Here is an 18,522-nt window from a genome sequence, read left to right on the forward strand (position 1 = left end):
TCACAGATCTGAATAACTGGCTTATCCAAGTCACTCACGCTCAGCGTGAGTGACAGATTCAGCGGTGCCCGGCCCAACGGGCACCTTCGGGAGCGATTATGTCTTTAGCACACCAATCACCAACGCTGCTCAGTGCACGCGGGATATGCAAATATTTTCCCGGAGTGAAAGCACTGGATAAGGTGGATTTCACCCTGCAGCGGGGCGAGATCATGGCTCTACTGGGCGAAAATGGCGCCGGTAAATCGACCCTGGTGAAAACCCTGACCGGCGTCTATCAACGCGACGGCGGCACAGTGGAACTCGATGGCGAGACCATCACACCGCACAACACAGCCCATGCCCAGCAACTGGGGATCGGCACCGTGTATCAGGAGGTCAACCTGCTGCCCAATATGACGGTGATGGACAACCTGTTTATCGGCAATGAACCGCGTAAATGGGGCCTGGTCGATCGCCGCACGATGGCCAGAGAAGCGCACGATATTGTTCGCAGTTACGGGCTCGATATCGATGTCAGCCAGCCGCTTAATCATTTTTCGGTCGCTATCCAGCAGGTGATCGCCATCGCACGCGCCATCTCACTGTCAGCCAAGATACTCATCCTCGATGAACCCACCGCCAGTCTGGACAGCAACGAAGTCGCCATGCTGTTTGCCATCATGCGCCAGTTGAAACAACGTGGTATCAGCCTGGTGTTTATTACCCATTTTCTCGATCAGGTGTATGAGATCAGCGACCGCATTACCGTGCTGCGTAACGGTCAGCTGGTCGGCACCCGAGACACCGCTCAACTGCCCCAGCTGGAGCTGGTGAAAATGATGCTGGGGCGCGAGCTCGACCAGAGTGCTCTGCACCGGGCCGGTAAAACCCGTCTCAGTGATGAACCTGTGGTGGAGTTTGACCAATTTGGCAAACAGGGCTGTATCGCCCCGTTTGACCTCAAAGTGCATGCCGGTGAAATCGTCGGCCTGGCCGGCTTGCTCGGCTCAGGCCGCACTGAAACGGCGCAGGTTATTTTCGGTATCGAGCGCAGCGACAGTGGCGAATGTCGTCTGAAAGGCCAGCCGGTTGCCATCCGCTCTGCCCGCCACGCCGCGCAACTCGGTTTTGGCTACTGTCCGGAGGATCGCAAAACCGATGGCATCATAGGTGCCGCTTCCGTGCGGGAAAACATTATTCTCGCCCTGCAGGCGCAGCGTGGCTGGTTCAAGCCGGTGCCGCGCAAAGAGCAGGACGCTATCGCACAGCGTTTTGTGCGCCAGCTGGAGATTAAAACCCCGGATATTGAGCAACCGATTGAGTTTCTCTCCGGCGGCAACCAGCAAAAAGTGCTGCTGGCACGCTGGCTGCTGACCAAACCCAGGTTTCTGATCCTGGATGAGCCGACCCGCGGCATCGATGTCGGTGCCCACGCCGAAATCATCCGTCTGATTGAGAGCCTGTGTGCCAACGGCCTCGCCCTGCTGGTGATCTCTTCCGAGCTGGAAGAGCTGGTCGGTTATGCCGATCGGGTGCTGGTGCTGAAAGACCGGCGTCAGGTGGCGGAAATCCCCACCGCGGATCTCTCTGTACCGGCCATTATGCAAGCTATCGCGCTGTAAGGAAGACGTTATGACCATTCTCAATACCCCGGCGCTGGGCAAGCAGCGCCACCGCTCCGGCTCGCTGCCCAAAGGCACACCGCAATTGGCAGCGCTGGCACTGCTGTTTGTTATCAATGCCCTGATCGCCGATAACTTTTTCTCCATTCATATTCAGGATGGCCGTCTGTTTGGCAGCGTGATCGATATTTTTAATCGCGGTGCGCCGGTCGCCCTGCTGGCACTGGGCATGACCCTGGTCATCGCCACCGGCGGGATTGATCTCTCGGTCGGTGCGGTGATGGCGATCAGCGGCGCTGTGCTGGCCAGCATGGCACAGCAGGGCTATGCACCGGGCACCATTCTACTCTGCGCCCTGCTGTCCGGTGTCGCATGCGGATTGTGGAACGGCTTTCTGGTCGCGATCTGCAAAATCCAACCAATCGTCGCTACCCTGATCCTGATGGTGGCCGGGCGCGGCGTGGCCCAGCTCATCACCGAAGGCCAGATTGTCACCTTCAGTAATACCAGCCTGGCCTGGTTTGGCAGCGGCTCGCTGCTCTATCTGCCAACGCCAATTATACTGCTGCTACTGAGTACCCTGGCATTGTGGGCTCTGACCAAAAAAACCGCGCTCGGTCTGTTTATCGAATCGGTAGGTATCAATATCCGTGCCGCCAAAAACGCCGGTATCCATACTCCGGCGATCGTGATGTCTGTCTATATGCTGAGCGGCGTCATGGCTGCCGTGGCCGGCATTATCGTCGCAGCGGATATTCGCGGCGCGGACGCCAATAACGCCGGTCTGTGGCTGGAAATGGATGCCATTCTGGCGGTAGTGATTGGCGGCACCGCGCTGATGGGCGGACGTTTCAACCTGCTGCTAACCCTGGTTGGCGCCTTCATTATCCAGAGTATTAACACCGGAATTCTGCTGTCCGGTTATCAGCCGCAATGGAATCACATTGTCAAAGCCATGGTGGTACTCACCGTGCTGATACTGCAATCACCGGCGGTGCTGCAGCTGCTAAAGAGGAAATCATCATGATGCAACGTCATTTTCCGCTGTTAATCACCATTGGTGTGTTTCTGCTCGGTTACCTGTACTGCATGGTGGAATTTCCGGCCTTTCTGTCCACCCGGGTCATCTGTAACATTCTGACTGACAATGCCTTTCTCGGCATTCTCGCCGTAGGTATGACATTTGTGATCTTATCCGGCGGTATCGATTTGTCGGTCGGCTCGGTGGTAGCCTTCAGCGGGGTATTTCTCGCCACTGTGATCGGAGACTGGGGCCTGCATCCGTATCTGGCCATGGGGCTGGTGCTGGTGCTGGGCGCGCTGTTTGGCGGCCTGATGGGCTGGGTGATCGACGCTCTCAAGATCCCGGCTTTTATTGTTACTCTGGCCGGGATGTTTTTCCTGCGCGGGGTCAGTTTCCTGATTTCTGAGCAGTCGCTGCCGATTGAGCACCCGGTGTACCGCGAGTTATCACGCAGTGCCTGGCATATTGCCGGCGGCGGCCGGCTTAGTCTGATGGCGGTGGTGATGCTGGTGATCGTAGTCGCCGGTATCCTGCTGGCGCACCGCACCCGCTTTGGCAATAACGTCTATGCCGTCGGCGGTAATGCAGCGTCTGCCGCCCTGATGGGGGTGCCGGTCAGACGCACAACCGTCGGTATTTATATGCTGTCGACCTTTCTCGCCACCTGCGCCGGAATAGTGTTTTCCATCTATACCTCAGCGGGTTACCCGCTGGCGGCGGTCGGTGTCGAACTGGATGCGATTGCCGCCGTGGTGATTGGCGGCACGCTGCTGTCAGGCGGCGTGGGCACGGTGTTTGGTTCGCTGTTTGGCGTGTTAATTCAGGGCCTGATTCAGACCTACATTACCTTTGATGGCACCTTAAGCTCGTGGTGGACCAAAATCATTGTCGGGATTCTGCTGTTCAGCTTTATTGCCCTGCAACGTCTGCTGCTGGTAATGAGCGAGCGGCGCCGTCACCTCAGCAACGCTGCGCTCAGCGGCGGATAAAAACAAAGCCGCCGGAGAGGACCCATCCCGGCGGCGCATACCAAGCGGCTGTCTTTTCTGGCCGTGACTCTTGTCTCAGGCCCGTTACACCCATTGTCCGGCGACGTAACCGCTCGACCAGGCCCACTGGAAGTTGTAGCCGCCCAGCCAGCCGGTGACATCCATCACTTCGCCGACAAAATAGAGCCCGGGCACGCTGTTGCATTGCATGGTTTTGGAGGAAATCGCATCGGTATCGACCCCGCCCAGGGTCACTTCTGCGGTGCGGTAACCTTCCGTGCCGTTCGGCACGATACGCCACTGCTCAAGTGTGGTGGTGATCTGTGCCAGTTCTTTGGAATTAAACTGTTTTAGCGGTTTGTCGCTCAGCCATTTACGCTCAATCAGCACTTCCACCAGCCGTTTTGGCAGCACCCGTGCCAGGGTATTTTTCAGACTCTGGTTGGGATGCTTGTCACGCGAGCGGGTCAGCAACTCTTCCACATCCACGTCCGGCACCAGATTAATGGTGACTGCCTGGCCCGGCTTCCAGTACGAGGAGATCTGCAGTACTGCCGGTCCCGACAGACCCCGGTGGGTAAACAGCAGCGCTTCTTTAAACACCTGACCACATTCGGCGCGGATTTCTGCCGGTACCGCAATACCCGATAGCTCGGCCAACGCCTCTTTATCTTCAACATGCAGGGTAAACGGCACCAGGCCGGCCGTGGTCGTGTGTACTGCCAAACCAAACTGCTCAGCCACCTTGTAGCCAAACGGCGTTGCACCCAGTTTCGGCATCGATAAACCACCACTCGCCACCACCAGTGACTCACACTCAATGTCACCCGCCGAAGTATGCAGGCTAAAGCCGCTCTCGGTCTTGGCGATGTCAAGCGTTTCAACCTGATAGCGCTGGCTGATGGTCGGCTGGTCACATTCAGCCAGCAGCATATTGACAATATCTTTGGCGGAATCGAGGCAGAACAGTTGCCCGTGATCGCGCTCTTCAAAGTCGATCCCGTACTTGCTCACCATGGCGATAAAATCCCAATTGGTGTACTGCGACAGCGCCGATTTAACAAAATGCGGGTTGCGGCACAGGTAATTGGCCGCCGAGACATCGTAGTTGGTGAAATTACAGCGTCCGCCACCAGAGATGAGGATTTTGCGCCCCGGTTTTTTGGCGTGATCGATGACCAGCACCCGACGGCCCCGTTTACCGGCTTCGGCCGCACACATCAGCCCGGCAGCACCGGCTCCAATGACCACCACATCGACTTTTTCACTCATAATTTCCACACTCAACTGCAATAAAAAAGGATGTGCAGCGCACATCCTTACTCACTCGGGGCGGTATTCTAACGGCAAAAACCCCGCTTGCCAATTGACCGTGTTACAGCATAAATGAAGCGACTGTCGTCACGACCACTAAGGTGGTAGAGAGGATAAACAGCTCACGCACCCGATCACATTTGCCGGTAAAAACCGGATCGTGGTGATGGTGATACTCTTTACTTTTCAGATAATGGTACAAACGCACCTGTTTGGTCACATTACCATGGGTGGTAAAGAAACCGCCGCCATCCACTTGCTGATAAAGCAACGGATGGGCTTCGCGCATGATATAAATGAGTGAGCGTAACGCGGTCAGATAACGTAACAGGTTGACTCCGGTTACTATCATGAGCGCTAATAGAAGAATATCTCCACTGATCATCTTTTCCTCCCTACACCTCGAGTAAGTATGCCCAGAGAAAAAGACGATCGCTTCAATTGGTCTTTTTGCTGAGATGATTACCCAGCGGGGGCATCCATTACCGAAGATGAGCCTGCTTTTGCCAATGCTGCCAAGTCTTTATCGATGAAGAACAATGCCTTACCGTCTTCACCAACCAGATCCAGCTTATCTACAATCCCTTTAAACAACTTCTCTTCCTCGTGCTGTTCCGCCACGTACCACTGAAGGAAGTTAAACGTTGAGTAATCTTGAGATGTGAACGCCACATGTGCCAGTTTATTGATTTTCTGTGTAATCATTAGCTCATGTTCCAGAGTTTCGCGGAATACATCACCCAGACTCGCGAAATCGTGTTTTGGCGCTGCGATCGCACCCAGGATAGGCATTGCACCGGTTTCACTTACGTAAGTGAACAGACGTTGCATGTGCTGCATCTCTTCTACGGCATGGACGCGTAAAAATTCAGCCGCACCATCAAATCCTTTGTCCTCACACCAAGCACTCATTTGTAAGTATAGATTGGATGAAAAAAATTCGAGATTAATTTGATCATTGAGTTGTTCAACCATGGCTTGCGATAGCATCGGACGCTCCTAATACGTTATAAATCACTGAGCTGACTATAACATGTTCAATCGCTATTGTGAGGCGACCTGCACCAATGGCGAAGGATATTTGATCCGGATGGCAAAAAATTTCGCGCCGAGGTGCTAATCTGTAGTGGATTACTGACTAGGAGCGAGCATTATGAGCTATCAACACATTTTAGTTGCTATCGATCTTTCAGAAGACAGCAAACACCTGATCGACAAAGCGGTTGCACTGGCCACGCCTCTCAATGCTGAGATCTCTTTTGTTCATATCGACGTCAATTACGCCGAACTTTACACCGGCCTGATTGACATCAATCTGGCGGAAACCCAGCATCACTCGATGGAAACATCGCAAAAGCAACTGCAGGAACTGGCTCAGTACGCTAATTTCCCGATCAAACATACCCTGGTCGGCAGCGGTGACCTCAACAACGAACTGTGCGATACCATCAAAGAGTTCCAGATTGACCTGGTGGTGTGCGGCCATCATCAGGATTTCTGGAGTAAACTGCTCTCCTCGACCCGTCAGCTTATTAATTGCTCACCTGTCGACCTGCTGGTAGTGCCACTCAAAGACTGACGCTGATTTAAAACTCAGTTACACTGCAGGCACTTTTTCGATTGAAACGTTTTAATCATGATTTATTTGTCTGCAGTGACCCTTCTTTGGGCCTTTTCGTTCAGCCTGATTGGCGTCTATCTGGCTGGTCAGGTCGATGCCTGGTTTTCGGTCTGGATCCGGATTGCACTGGCCAGTGTCGTCTTTCTACCTTTCCTCAAATTCAAGCAGGTGCCGGGCAAACTGGCGCTGAAACTGATGGCAGCCGGTGGTTTTCAGCTCGGTCTGATGTACTGCTTCTACTACCCGTCATTCGAGCTGCTTTCGGTACCGGAAGTGCTGCTGTTTACCGTTTTCACACCGATTTATGTCACCCTGATTTATGATTTGCTCAAAGGGCGCTTTTCACCCTGGTATCTGGTGACGGCTGCGATTGCGGTAGCCGGCGCGGCAGTGATCAAATTTGCCGGAGTGAATGAAAACTTTTTCCTCGGCTTCATGGTGGTTCAGGGCTCGAACATCTGCTTTGCCATCGGCCAGGTGCTGTACAAATATGTGATGGAAAAAGAACAGGTAGAGCTGCCACAACGCACCATTTTCGGTTACTTCTACCTCGGCGCGTTAGTGGTCGCCAGTGTGGCCTTCCTGCTGCTCGGTAATCCGGAACGACTGCCGACCACCCATCTGCAGTGGGGCATCCTGCTTTACCTTGGCGTGGTTGCTTCCGGTTTCGGTTATTTTGCCTGGAACCGCGGCGCCTGTCTGGTCAATGCCGGCGCGCTGGCAATTATGAACAATGCCCTGGTGCCAGCCGGCCTGTTGGTCAATATTCTGATCTGGAACCGGGATGTCGATCTGCCGCGTCTGTTGATTGGCGGTGCCATCATTCTGCTGTCGCTGTGGGTCAATGAAACCTGGGTCAAACGTCGCGCCGAACTCAGCTACCAGCGCGCCAGCCGTTAAGGCGCAGCTTTGCTGCATGCCCAACGTGTCCGCCCATGACTCGCTGGCCGGGAGCAACAAAAAGGCCCACTGCCGAGGTAGTGGGCCTTTTTATTGGTTGTGAGACAGACAATTAATGCATCTGCGCACTGAAACCTGTATCGAGCACCGGAGTGACGTTCAGATCGGATCCCGCCTCCTGCAGTACACTGAATTTAGACTGCAATGCCTGCTGCTTGCGCATCAGTTTACGCTGCTTTTTAAGCACTTTTTCCAGCTTCTTTTGATACTTTTTCTGCTTTTTGAGCGTCTTCTTCGCCAGCTTTAACGCCGCCTTATTGGCCGCTTTGGCTGGTTTACTGTCGACATTAACCACCGGCAGCAGTGACTTCTGCTGAGTGTGCTGCTTGGCCAGCGCCTGGGGTTTGCACAACGCCGACTTATCCGCACAGGAACGGGCACAAGAACGGCACATGTAACCAGGCTGTGCCACCATCGCCTGAATGTCATCCAGCGAGGCGGCAATATCGCGACGATTTAATTTGCACAGACGTGTGGCCATAAGGTGACGCTCCGGTAAGAATAAGAATAATTCTTAGTTAGATATAACGCCGGGCGCGACCAAACGCAAGCTCTGATTGTGAAGAATGTTAATCACTGCCGCGGGTGAATCAAGAATGAGCAAGGCCAGGGTAGCGAGAGACTAAAGACCGCAAGCCAACAGACTCATCCGCTCACTCACCCATCGCCGCCAGGACGTACACATCAAAGCGGTTTTTCTTGGTTTCAATCGCCATACTCGGTTTCTGCCCGGCCAGCCAATCGGCATAATCCGGGCGCTTGACCACCACCCGCTTAGTCGCCAATTGCAACGCCGGTGCCAGCAAGCCATCGGCATCATGGTCGGCGCCCACCAGAGACTGGAACACACGCATCTCTTTCTTGACCAGAGCCGATTTTTTCTTGTTCTCCGGATGGGGATACATAGGGTCAAGATAGACCACATCCGGACGCTGGAAGCTGGCATCATCAGCCAGTTTATCGAGCGCGTCATGGCTGGAAGCATGCAGCAGACTGACCCGCTCTGAGACCCAAGGACCGATCTCCGCATCCTCTCGGGCGCGGGCCAGACCATCATCGAGCAGCGCCGCCACCACCGGATGGCGCTCCACCATCTGCACCTTACAGCCCAGCGAGGCCAACACAAAGGCATCGCGTCCTAACCCGGCGGTTCCATCCAGCACTGTCGGAGTTACGCCTTTGTTCAGCCCGGCCGCTTTGGCAATCGCCTGCCCTTTACCACCGCCGAATTTACGCCGGTGCGCCACCGCACCACTCACCCAGTCGACGTAAATCGCGCCCAGTTTCGCTTCATCAGTTTTACGCAGTTCAAGACGCTCTTCGGTCAGAACCAGCGCAAACGCACTGCTGGCATCGTGGGTCAACTGCCAGCGCTGCGCGATATGCTGCAATTGCAGGGCACGGTGCGGGGCTTCACAAATCAGTTGTAGCTGCAAGGTGTTACTCCAGCAAAGAGAAAGTTAGATTGGGCGCCAGTTTAGCCGATTTTGTCCGGCGCGGCTAAAGGTTCTGCAGGGCCCGGAAGTGCCGGACAGAGCGCGAAAAAACATCTCAGGCCGCGACACCACTTGGCACAATCAGCAATTAATGATATCACTCAGGATGATATCTGCTCTCCTCAGCCAGGGTAACACTCAACCGTTGAACAACCGCCAGGATTTTATATGCAACTAGCATCAACCAAACTGGATGAATTGGATCGTGCGATTCTGAAGATTTTGATGGATGACGCACGCACTCCCTACGCGGAGATGGCGAAACAATTTAATGTCAGTCCGGCCACTATCCATGTACGGATAGAAAAGATGAAAGCCGCCGACATCATTCAGGGCACCGAAGTGGTGGTCAACACCAAAAAGCTCGGTTACGACGTATGCTGCTTTATTGGTATCAACCTGAATGCCGCGCGCGATTACCACTCGGCGCTGGCCAAGCTCAATGCACTGGATGAAGTGGTCGAAGCCTATTACACCACCGGGGCGTACAATATTTTCGTCAAGCTGATGTGCCGATCGATTGAAGAGCTGCAGTATGTCCTGATCGATAAACTGCAGGCGATTGACGAAGTGCAGTCAACCGAAACTCTGATTTCACTGCAGAACCCGATCAACCGCAACGTCAATCCCTGAAGCAGCAAAACCAACCACATACACTGGCAGGATAGACCTACCCGCCACAATGCCGCTGCTCAGCTAGCATGCCAGTTGCCAGCGAGAATGCCAGTGGGTAGCGAGAATGCAAAAAGCCCGGAGCAATGCCCGGGCTTATCATTTCAGCGCTATTGCGGACCCGCAGAGTCCCGAGAGCGCTTACTTGTTCAGGTAGCCGAGCAACTCGTCAGCGGAGATGCCCTGTTTAGCCAGCTCTTTTGCCAGCAGATCAACCTGTTCATGCTTGCGCGAATCGATCACTTGCTGAAACTGGTAAACCAGATCACGCAGTACCGGTAGCGGAACTTGCTTCGCGGCGCTGCGAATGCGCTCGCTACTTTGATTGCCCAACTCCGCAAGCAATTTACCAAACATGACTTTTTCTGGTGAATCATCAAGCTGCTCCCAGATGCGAGCCATTTCGTAGGTCGTCATAGACATCGTATAGAGATTCCAAAGAGTTATTCTAAAGAACGAAAGAAACTACAATATACACGCGTTGTGTCGTTTAGAAAATAGCCCTTAGGGTGAATTTACCCAAGCGAACACTGCAACTGAAGCTAAGAGTCCAGTGCCCACTGATGCCAGGCGCGCCCGGCTTTCGAAAACAGAACCAACAACGCTGGCGCGATCAGCCACATATGTAATCCAATCAGCATCTGCGGCTGCAAGTCTAACCGCTGCAACAGACCGACCACCAGACCTGAGCCACTCATTTGGAACAAACCTAACAAAGCGGCCGCGGTACCGGCCTTATCACCAAACGGCGCCAGTGCTTTACCGGCTGCCGCCCCCAGCACCCAGGCAAACCCCATCGAAGAGATAAAAATTGGCAGCATGAACGCGAATGGAGTCGCCACCTGAGCCAACAGCAACATGCTCACACCGGCCACCAGCAGAGCCGTAATGCCCATCACCAGCGTTGTATGAGTACCAAAGCGGTCCATAATGCGCGGCGCCGTCAGACAAGCGATAATATTGATGACCGCGTTGATGCCGAACCAGAAGGTGAACTGGTTCATATCCAGCCCCAGGTTGGTCATCAGCACCACAGGAGCAGAGGTGACATACGCCAGAATGACGGCCATTGCTAACAGACACAAGCTGGCATGAAACAGGAAAGACGGGGTTTTAATCACCGACCAGTAGCGGCTCAGTTTAAACACCGCCTGTTTGTCGGTAGTCGGGTTGGTTTCGCGCATGGTGACCAGCATCAGCAGCCCGACTACAACCGCAAAAGCAGCCATAAAGCTGAAATTACTGCGCCAGCCAAACTGCTGGGTCAGCCAGCTGCCGAGAATCGGCGCCAGGGCCGGAATAAAGCAGATCGCCCCGTTGAGGTAGCTGATCATTTTACCGCTGCGATGCGGACCGAAAATATCGCGAACTGTTGCAAAGGCTGCTACCGATGTTGCACATGCACCTAAGCCTTGTAGCAGACGGGCAGTCAGCATCCACTCGATGTTTTGAGCACTCCACGCCAATAAAGCGCTCAACGCGTAGATACCTATCCCTCCTAATGCAACAGTTCGACGACCGAGTTTGTCTGCTAACGGTCCGGCAAACAACTGGCCGATTCCCATAGCAAACAGAAACCAGGTGATCGTATCCTGGGCCAGAGCGTGTTCCACGTGAAACGTCTGCGAAATCTGCGGCAAGGCGGGCAGATAAATATCAATGGCCAAAGGGCTGAAAAGAACCAGCAGGGTCAGCAGCACCATTTGTAGTTTGCCGGGACCAACAGATTGCGTCACGCTCACGTTTACTCCAACTTCAGTGATTAAGATCTCGCCGTGGACTATAAACCAGGCATGATATGAGTAAAAATGGCTTATAATCATCCCTATTATTCCATTTAGGAAAATCAGATGAAGATTGAAAAGCTAGCCCGCATCGATCTCAACCTGCTGGTGTGCCTGAAAGTGCTCAGTGAAGAACTCAATGTCACCCGTGCTGCCCATCGGTTATGCCTGAGCCAGTCAGCGGTCAGCAAATCACTGGCTAAACTGCGCGAGCAGTTCAACGACCCTCTTTTCGTACGCACCTCACACGGTCTCAAACCGACACCAAAAGTGGTGTTTCTGCAGCCCAAGCTGGATATTCTGGTTAATCAGCTCGAACTGATCACCCAGCCGGAGCAGTTCTGCCCTAAATCGAGCGAATACCGCTTTCACATTGCCGCCGTAGAGAGTGTCTACTCACTGATTCTGCCCCACTTTTTACCGGCCATTTTCAATCAGGGACCGAACATCAACATCAGTACTCACACCTGGAGCGAGCAGACCTTTAAAAAACTGCAACTGGGTGAGCTGGATTTGGGCCTGACCGGCAAAGACATCGATATTAATGATGCCCGTCTGACCATGTTGCCGCCGAGCGATATCTGCGAGCAGGAAATTTATCGCGACAGCCAGATGTGTGTGGTACGCCGTGACCATCCGGTGCTGCAGCAGCCGTGGAATCTGCAGCAATATCTGGCGCTGCGTCATGTTCAGGTGCGCTGTGACGGCAATGATCGCTGGCTGCTCGACTACCGCCTCGCCGATCAGGGGCTGGAACGTGACATTGCCATAACTGTGCCGGACTTTAACAGCGCCGCCAGTCTGTGCACCTACACCGACTTTGTCTTCACTGCGCCCAGCCATTTTACCCAGTTGGTGGCACAGCAGATGGGGCTGGCCGTACTGCCCCTGCCGCTCGAATTCCCGCCGATGGCGTATACTTTATTCTGGCACCGCGACCGTGATAACGACCCGGCTCTGAGCTGGCTGCGCCAGATCATTTACAGTAAAACGTTGCACCTGCGCCAAAGTCAGTAAAGCGCTAGAAAAGTCAGTCACCCGGCTGATAAATCATTCAACACCCCGCATGGCGTACATTTGCACAGTCATAATAAAAGGAGTAGCTTATTTCGCTCCGTCCCGGACGTGCAATCCATGCACCATAAGTAAGGATGTTAATAAGGATAATCACAGATGCCCGATTCTATTTCCCAACGCGTCACCGCCCTGCGTGACTGGCTGACCCAGCAGGGTCTGGACGCTCTGATCGTCCCTCACGAAGATGAATACCTCGGCGAATATGTGCCGGCCCACAATGAACGCCTGCACTGGCTGACCGGTTTTACCGGCTCGGCAGGTGCCGCCGTGATCACCCGGGACAAAGCGGCGATTTTCGTCGATGGCCGCTACACCGTTCAGGTACGCAAACAGGTTCCGGCGCAGTGGTTTGAATACCGTCACCTGATTGAAGAGCCCTACCTGGCCTGGCTGAAACAGAGCCTGCCGACAGGCAGTAAAATCGGTTATGACCCGCGTATGCACCGCGCCAGCTGGCTGACAGCGGCACAAACCACACTGGGCAGCGAACTGCAGCTTATTGCCAATGACCACAACGCGATTGATCAGCTGTGGCATGACCGTCCGCAGCCTCTGGTCTCTGCGATGCGCCTGATGGGCAACGAACTGGTCGGCACATCCAGCAGCGAAAAACGCCACACAATCGCCGAAATTCTGCGTAAAAAGACTGTAGATAGCGCCATTTTAACCGAACTTGATTCCATCTGCTGGTTGCTGAATATTCGTGGCCTGGACGTGTCCCGCCTGCCGGTTCTGCTGTCACACGCCATCATCCATGCTGATGCCAGCGTTGATTTCTTCCTCGACCCGGCTCGTCTGGCACAAGGTTTTGCCGAACACGTCGGTCCGGGGGTTCGTGTCCATCCACCTGAAGCTCTGCCCGAGCAGCTCGCAGCCCTGAGCGGACGCCGCGTGTTGGTGGATCCCGCCACCAGCAATGCCTGGTTTACCCTCACCCTGCAAAACGCGGGTGCTGAGCTAGTCAGTGACGCCGACCCTTGTCTGCTGCCTAAAGCGGCCAAGAACGCCACGGAAGTGGCCGGTATGAAAGCGTGCCATATCCGGGATGGCGCGGCGATGGCGAAATTTCTCGCCTGGCTCGACAGCGAAGTCGCCGCCGGACGTCTGCATGATGAAGCGGCACTGGCCGATAAACTGCAAGCCTTGCGCGAACTCGATCCGAGCCTGGCCGATTTGAGTTTTGATACCATCTCCGCGGCTGGCAGTAATGCCGCCATGTGTCACTACAATCACATCAACCAGCCACAGCCGGGTCAGCTGAGCATGAACAGCCTCTATCTGGTCGATTCAGGCGGCCAGTACAGTGACGGCACCACAGACATCACCCGTACCATCGCCATCGGCGAAGTCAGTGACGAGATGAAACAGCAGTTCACCCTAGTCCTGAAAGGCCACATCGCTCTGGCGACAGCACGCTTCCCGCAAGGGACCTGCGGCCACCAGCTCGATGCGCTGGCCCGTCAGCACCTGTGGGCGCACGGTTACGATTATGATCACGGCACCGGCCACGGTGTCGGCCATTTCCTCAGTGTCCACGAGGGGCCACAGCGCATCAGCAAAGTCCATAACCCGGTCGCACTGCGCCCCGGTATGGTGGTGTCGAACGAGCCGGGTTACTACCGTGCTGACGGTTTTGGTATCCGGATAGAAAACCTCGAGCTGGTCAGCGAATTTGCCACTCAGGGTGATTTTTCCGTCCTCGGTTTTCAGTCGCTGACCCGCTGCCCGATCGATGTGCGCGCGATTAACATCAACATGCTGACCAAGCCTGAGCTGACATGGCTCAACCACTATCATCAAACGGTGTGGCAGGAAGTCAGTCCGTTAGTCGACGGAGAGGTGAAAGCCTGGCTGCAACAGGCCACCCAGCCACTGCAGCACCCATAACCCGTCCCATCCGACTGTTCATCCCTGAGCCTTGCCGCTCGGGGATTTTTTTTGCCTGTCACTTCTTGTCACTTGTATACAATTCAAAACTTTCCACCTCAAATCAAAAAAATATTTACTGGTTAAGAGATTGTTTTTATTTAAATAAAATATAAACCCACACCGTATAGAACACTAAATACTCAACAATTTGATTTGAGATCTAATTATTTTTTGGCTAAGTTATATTTAACTAATCGTTCAATTAAAAATGATAAGGAGTGCAGATGCCCAAGGTAGGAATGCCAGACATACGCAAGCCACAGTTGGTTCAGGCCACGATGGCAGTCATCGAGCGAGTGGGATTACATGCGGCCAGCATCGCACTGATCAGCCGCGAGGCCGGCGTCTCAACCGGGATCATCAATCACTACTTTGGTGGCAAACATGGCCTGCTGGAAGAAACCATGCGCGCCATATTGCGCCAACATTCGATTACCGTAACTCAGGCACTGGCCAAACTGCCGAAAAATGATCATCAGGCGCGTATCAATGCCATCGTCAATGCCAACTTCTTAGGCTTTCAGGCCGAAAGTCAGGTCGTGAAAACCTGGCTCGCCTTCTGGACCTATTCGATGCATGACGAACAATTACATCGTTTACAACGTGTCAACGAAAAGCGTCTGCTCTCACATCTTAAAATTGAATTGAATTCTCTTCTGCCCCGCCACCGCGCTAACCAGGTGGCCCACGGCATCGCGGCTCTGATTGATGGAATCTGGCTGCGCGGCGCACTGAACCCTGCCGGGATCAATGCCGAGCAAGCCCGACTGTTAATTAACGATTACCTAGACATACAACTGGCGCAACACGCACCGATGACAAGTTAGGTCTTTAACCACAAGGTCTTCACATGGAACAAGCATCACTTTATATAGGCGGCTCGCTGCAACGCGCGTCGTCCGGGGAAACCTTTACCTCATATAACCCGGCAACGGGTCAGCCACTGGCTGTTTTGGGGCTCGCCAGCGAGCAGGACGTGCAACAGGCAATCGAATCCGCCCAGGCCGGATTTGCTGTCTGGTCGGCGATGAGCGCGGTGGAACGCAGCCGAATCCTGCTCAACGCAGTGCGTATACTGCGCGAGCGTAACGATGAACTGGCGCAACTGGAAGTGCTCGATACCGGGAAGCCGATTCAGGAAGCAGACTGTGTCGACATCGCCACTGGTGCCGATGTGATTGAATATTTTGCGGGTCTGGCACCCGCTCTGCAGGGTGAACAGCAACCACTCAGCGCCAATCAGTTTTTTTACACCCGCAAAGAGCCACTCGGTATCTGTGCCGGTATCGGCGCCTGGAACTACCCGATTCAAATTGCAATGTGGAAAGCGGCCCCCGCGCTGGCAGCAGGCAATGCGATGATCTTCAAGCCTTCGGAAGAAACACCGCTGACAGCGCTGAAGCTGGCACAGATTTTCAGCGAAGCTGGCCTGCCGGACGGGGTATTTAACGTCGTCCAGGGGGACGGTCGTGTCGGCCAGATGCTGACCGCCCACCCGGCGATCGCCAAGGTGTCCTTTACCGGTGAAACCGGTACAGGTAAGGCGGTCATGGCAGACAGTGCGCGCAGCCTCAAATCGGTCACCATGGAGCTGGGTGGTAAATCGCCACTGCTGGTGTTCGAAGATGCCAAGCTCGACCAGGCAGTATCAGCGGCCATGGTGGCAAACTTCTACACTCAGGGCGAAGTGTGTACTAACGGAACCCGGGTTTTTGTCCATGAAAGTCTGTACGACGATTTCATTGATCAGCTCAAAATCCGCAGCGAAAAACTGATCGTCGGCGATCCGCAGGATCCGCGCACTCAAATCGGTGCATTGATCTCGCGCGATCATATGCACAAGGTTCTGGACGCAATCCAAAGCGCCAAAACCAGCGGCGCCACCTTGCTGACCGGCGGCTATCAGGTCACCGATAACGGTCTGGCCAATGGTAACTTCGTCGCTCCCACTGTGTTTACCGACTGCAGCGACGATATGGCGTTCGTGCAGCAGGAAATCTTTGGCCCTGTGATGGCGGTACTCAAGTTCAGTGATGAACAGGAAGTGATCCGCCGCGCCAATCACACCCACTATGGCCTGGCCGCCGGCGTATTCACCCAGAACCTGTCACGCGCGCACCGCGTGATCCACCAGCTGCAAGCCGGTATCTGCTGGGTTAACACCTGGGGTGACTCTCCGGCACCCATGCCGGTCGGCGGTTACAAACAGTCCGGTGTCGGACGCGAGAACGGTATGGAAACCCTGAGCCACTACACCCAGACCAAAAGCGTCCTGATTGAGCTGGACGATTTTGCCGGCCCGTACGCCTGAGGAGCAGTTATGACCCAGACATTTGATTACATCATTATCGGCGCCGGGTCGGCAGGCTGCGTACTGGCCGATCGCCTCAGCGCCAGCGGGGAACATTCCGTATTGCTGCTTGAGGCCGGCGGAGGCGACAAAAGTGTCTTCATCCAGATGCCGACAGCACTCTCATACCCGATGAACAGTGCCAAATATGCCTGGCAGTTTGAATCCCTGCCCGAACCTGGTCTGGACGGAAGGACCCTGCACTGCCCGCGCGGCAAAGTGCTGGGTGGCAGTTCATCGATTAACGGCATGGTGTATGTCCGTGGTCACGCCTGTGACTTTGATGAATGGCAACAGCAGGGAGCGGCCGGTTGGGATTACGCCTCCTGCCTGCCTTATTTTAAGAAGGCAGAAACCTGGAGCGGCGGCGCTGATGAGTACCGCGGCGGTGACGGCCCGCTGGCGACCTGTAACGGCAACGATATGGAACTCAACCCGCTCTACCAGGCTTTCATCGATGCCGGGCAGCAAGCCGGTTATCCGTACACCAAAGATTACAACGGCTACCAGCAGGAAGGCTTTGGCGCCATGCATATGACGGTGGATAACGGCGTACGCGCCTCAACCTCCAACGCCTATCTGCGCCGTGCGCTCAAGCGTCCTAACCTGACTCTGCTCAAAGGAGTACTGACGCGTAAAATCCTGCTGGAAAACAAATGTGCGGTCGGAGTCGAGTTTGAACGTAATGGCCGGATTGAAACCGCCACAGCAACACAGGAAGTCGTGTCGTGCGCTGGCTCCATCGGCTCACCACAGCTGTTGCAGCTGTCTGGTATCGGCCCGCGTGATGTGCTGGAAAATGCCGGTGTCAAAGTGGAACATGAATTACCCGGAGTGGGTGAAAACCTGCAGGATCACCTGGAAATCTATTTCCAGTATCGCTGTCAGCAGCCGATCACCCTTAACAGCAAACTGGGCCTGGTCAGTAAAGGCATGATCGGGGCGCAATGGCTGCTGACCAGGCAAGGCCTGGGTGCCACCAATCATTTCGAGTCATGCGCCTTTATCCGCTCGCGGGCCGGACTGAAATGGCCCAATCTGCAATACCACTTCTTACCAGCCGCCATGCGGTATGATGGTCGCACCGCCTTCGACGGTCACGGCTTTCAGGTCCATGTCGGCCCGAATAAGCCACTCAGTCGCGGCCGGGTGTGGATTCGCTCCGCCGATCCGGCCGATAAACCGGCCATTCTGTTCCGTTATCTGTCTGAACAGCAAGATATCCAGGACTGGCGTGACTGTATCCGCCTCACGCGTGAAATCCTCGCCCAGCAAGCGCTGGATGAGTATCGCGGCGCTGAAATCCAGCCAGGCAACACCATCAGCACTGATGCCGAAATCGATGCCTGGGTAAAACAGAATGTCGAGAGTGCTTACCACCCGTCATGCAGCTGCAAAATGGGGGCAGCCGATGATGTAATGGCGGTGCTGGATGAAGCGTGCCGGGTACGCGGCATTGCCGGCTTGCGGGTGGTCGACTCCTCCGTGTTCCCGACCATTCCTAACGGTAACCTCAATGCGCCAACCATTATGGTCGCCGAGCGCGCTGCCGACATGCTACTCGGGACTGCGCCGCTTCCTGCCGAACCAGAGCCGGTGTGGATCGCTGCGCACTGGCAGACCCAACAAAGAGAAACACCACCGCAGCGTGCGCTAGACACGCAGTCCGGTGTGGAATTAATGATAAAATAAGGACAGTTCA

18 protein-coding genes are annotated in these 18,522 nt (G+C 54.7%); 11 read left to right on the plus strand and 7 right to left on the minus strand.

Annotated elements, in window-relative coordinates; translation table 11 throughout:
* The first annotated feature begins 98 nt into the window (after window positions 1-98).
* Genes ytfR through yjfF form a run of 3 tightly spaced genes read left to right on the plus strand, consistent with a single transcriptional unit; the run spans window position 99 to window position 3,617 of the window.
* Window positions 99-1,604, plus strand: coding sequence for a galactofuranose ABC transporter, ATP-binding protein YtfR (ytfR, locus tag J0X00_RS11630; protein WP_282478090.1), 1,506 nt, complete (start codon window positions 99-101; stop codon window positions 1,602-1,604).
* A gap of 10 nt (window positions 1,605-1,614) precedes the next feature.
* Complete coding sequence (ytfT, locus tag J0X00_RS11635) at window positions 1,615-2,631, plus strand: galactofuranose ABC transporter, ATP-binding protein YtfT (RefSeq protein WP_282478091.1); 1,017 nt, start codon at window positions 1,615-1,617, stop codon at window positions 2,629-2,631.
* Window positions 2,628-3,617 (plus strand): galactofuranose ABC transporter, permease protein YjfF, encoded by a 990-nt coding sequence (gene yjfF / locus J0X00_RS11640; RefSeq protein ID WP_282478092.1) that lies wholly within the window; start codon window positions 2,628-2,630, stop codon window positions 3,615-3,617. The genes ytfT and yjfF overlap by 4 nt, the downstream gene beginning before the upstream one ends.
* Window positions 3,618-3,701: 84 nt before the next feature.
* Here yjfF and J0X00_RS11645 read toward each other — a convergent pair whose 3' ends face one another.
* The 3 genes from J0X00_RS11645 to ftnA form a co-directional block, all read right to left on the minus strand.
* Window positions 3,702-4,889, minus strand: a complete 1,188-nt coding sequence (locus tag J0X00_RS11645) for an NAD(P)/FAD-dependent oxidoreductase (protein WP_168797050.1) — start codon at window positions 4,887-4,889, stop codon at window positions 3,702-3,704.
* Between the two features lie 103 nt (window positions 4,890-4,992).
* Window positions 4,993-5,316 (minus strand): universal stress protein UspB, encoded by a 324-nt coding sequence (uspB, locus tag J0X00_RS11650; RefSeq protein WP_136487280.1) that lies wholly within the window; start codon window positions 5,314-5,316, stop codon window positions 4,993-4,995.
* A gap of 77 nt (window positions 5,317-5,393) precedes the next feature.
* The gene (ftnA, locus tag J0X00_RS11655) at window positions 5,394-5,921 is read right to left on the minus strand and encodes a non-heme ferritin (protein ID WP_136487279.1); all 528 of its coding nucleotides are present in this window, start codon (window positions 5,919-5,921) and stop codon (window positions 5,394-5,396) included.
* A gap of 163 nt (window positions 5,922-6,084) precedes the next feature.
* Between ftnA and J0X00_RS11660 the strand changes: the two genes are divergently transcribed.
* Window positions 6,085-6,510, plus strand: a complete 426-nt coding sequence (locus J0X00_RS11660; protein ID WP_136487278.1) for a universal stress protein — start codon at window positions 6,085-6,087, stop codon at window positions 6,508-6,510.
* Between the two features lie 57 nt (window positions 6,511-6,567).
* Complete coding sequence (locus J0X00_RS11665; RefSeq protein WP_282478093.1) at window positions 6,568-7,452, plus strand: carboxylate/amino acid/amine transporter; 885 nt, start codon at window positions 6,568-6,570, stop codon at window positions 7,450-7,452.
* Between the two features lie 112 nt (window positions 7,453-7,564).
* On the opposite strand, the gene J0X00_RS11670 is transcribed toward J0X00_RS11665, so the two are convergent.
* The gene (locus tag J0X00_RS11670) at window positions 7,565-7,993 is read right to left on the minus strand and encodes a hypothetical protein (protein ID WP_282478094.1); all 429 of its coding nucleotides are present in this window, start codon (window positions 7,991-7,993) and stop codon (window positions 7,565-7,567) included.
* 172 nt (window positions 7,994-8,165) lie between these two features.
* Window positions 8,166-8,948: a class I SAM-dependent methyltransferase gene (locus tag J0X00_RS11675; RefSeq protein ID WP_136487275.1), complete on the minus strand. Its 783-nt coding sequence runs from the start codon at window positions 8,946-8,948 to the stop codon at window positions 8,166-8,168.
* A gap of 228 nt (window positions 8,949-9,176) precedes the next feature.
* On the opposite strand from J0X00_RS11675, the gene asnC reads away from it, so the two are divergent.
* A complete protein-coding gene (gene asnC / locus J0X00_RS11680) occupies window positions 9,177-9,641 on the plus strand; it encodes a transcriptional regulator AsnC (protein ID WP_136487274.1) in 465 nt (154 codons plus the stop codon).
* Between the two features lie 180 nt (window positions 9,642-9,821).
* On the opposite strand, the gene J0X00_RS11685 is transcribed toward asnC, so the two are convergent.
* Window positions 9,822-10,103: a hypothetical protein gene (locus J0X00_RS11685; RefSeq protein WP_282478095.1), complete on the minus strand. Its 282-nt coding sequence runs from the start codon at window positions 10,101-10,103 to the stop codon at window positions 9,822-9,824.
* Between the two features lie 119 nt (window positions 10,104-10,222).
* Entirely contained in the window at window positions 10,223-11,383 is a 1,161-nt protein-coding gene (locus J0X00_RS11690) for a multidrug effflux MFS transporter (protein ID WP_206208438.1), read from the minus strand.
* 147 nt (window positions 11,384-11,530) lie between these two features.
* On the opposite strand from J0X00_RS11690, the gene J0X00_RS11695 reads away from it, so the two are divergent.
* From J0X00_RS11695 to betA, 5 genes are all read left to right on the plus strand, one after another.
* Window positions 11,531-12,481: a LysR family transcriptional regulator gene (locus J0X00_RS11695; RefSeq protein ID WP_136487271.1), complete on the plus strand. Its 951-nt coding sequence runs from the start codon at window positions 11,531-11,533 to the stop codon at window positions 12,479-12,481.
* Between the two features lie 156 nt (window positions 12,482-12,637).
* A complete protein-coding gene (locus J0X00_RS11700) occupies window positions 12,638-14,428 on the plus strand; it encodes an aminopeptidase P family protein (protein WP_136487270.1) in 1,791 nt (596 codons plus the stop codon).
* A gap of 266 nt (window positions 14,429-14,694) precedes the next feature.
* On the plus strand, window positions 14,695-15,297 hold the full coding sequence (betI, locus tag J0X00_RS11705; protein WP_282478096.1) for a transcriptional regulator BetI: 603 nt from the start codon (window positions 14,695-14,697) through the stop codon (window positions 15,295-15,297).
* 23 nt (window positions 15,298-15,320) lie between these two features.
* On the plus strand, window positions 15,321-16,781 hold the full coding sequence (gene betB / locus J0X00_RS11710) for a betaine-aldehyde dehydrogenase (protein WP_136487268.1): 1,461 nt from the start codon (window positions 15,321-15,323) through the stop codon (window positions 16,779-16,781).
* Between the two features lie 9 nt (window positions 16,782-16,790).
* Window positions 16,791-18,512: a choline dehydrogenase gene (gene betA / locus J0X00_RS11715; protein ID WP_282478097.1), complete on the plus strand. Its 1,722-nt coding sequence runs from the start codon at window positions 16,791-16,793 to the stop codon at window positions 18,510-18,512.
* The last annotated feature ends 10 nt before the right edge of the window (window positions 18,513-18,522 follow it).

Source organism: Vibrio sp. ABG19, from assembly GCF_029962385.1.
Lineage (GTDB): Bacteria > Pseudomonadota > Gammaproteobacteria > Enterobacterales > Vibrionaceae > Vibrio > Vibrio ostreae.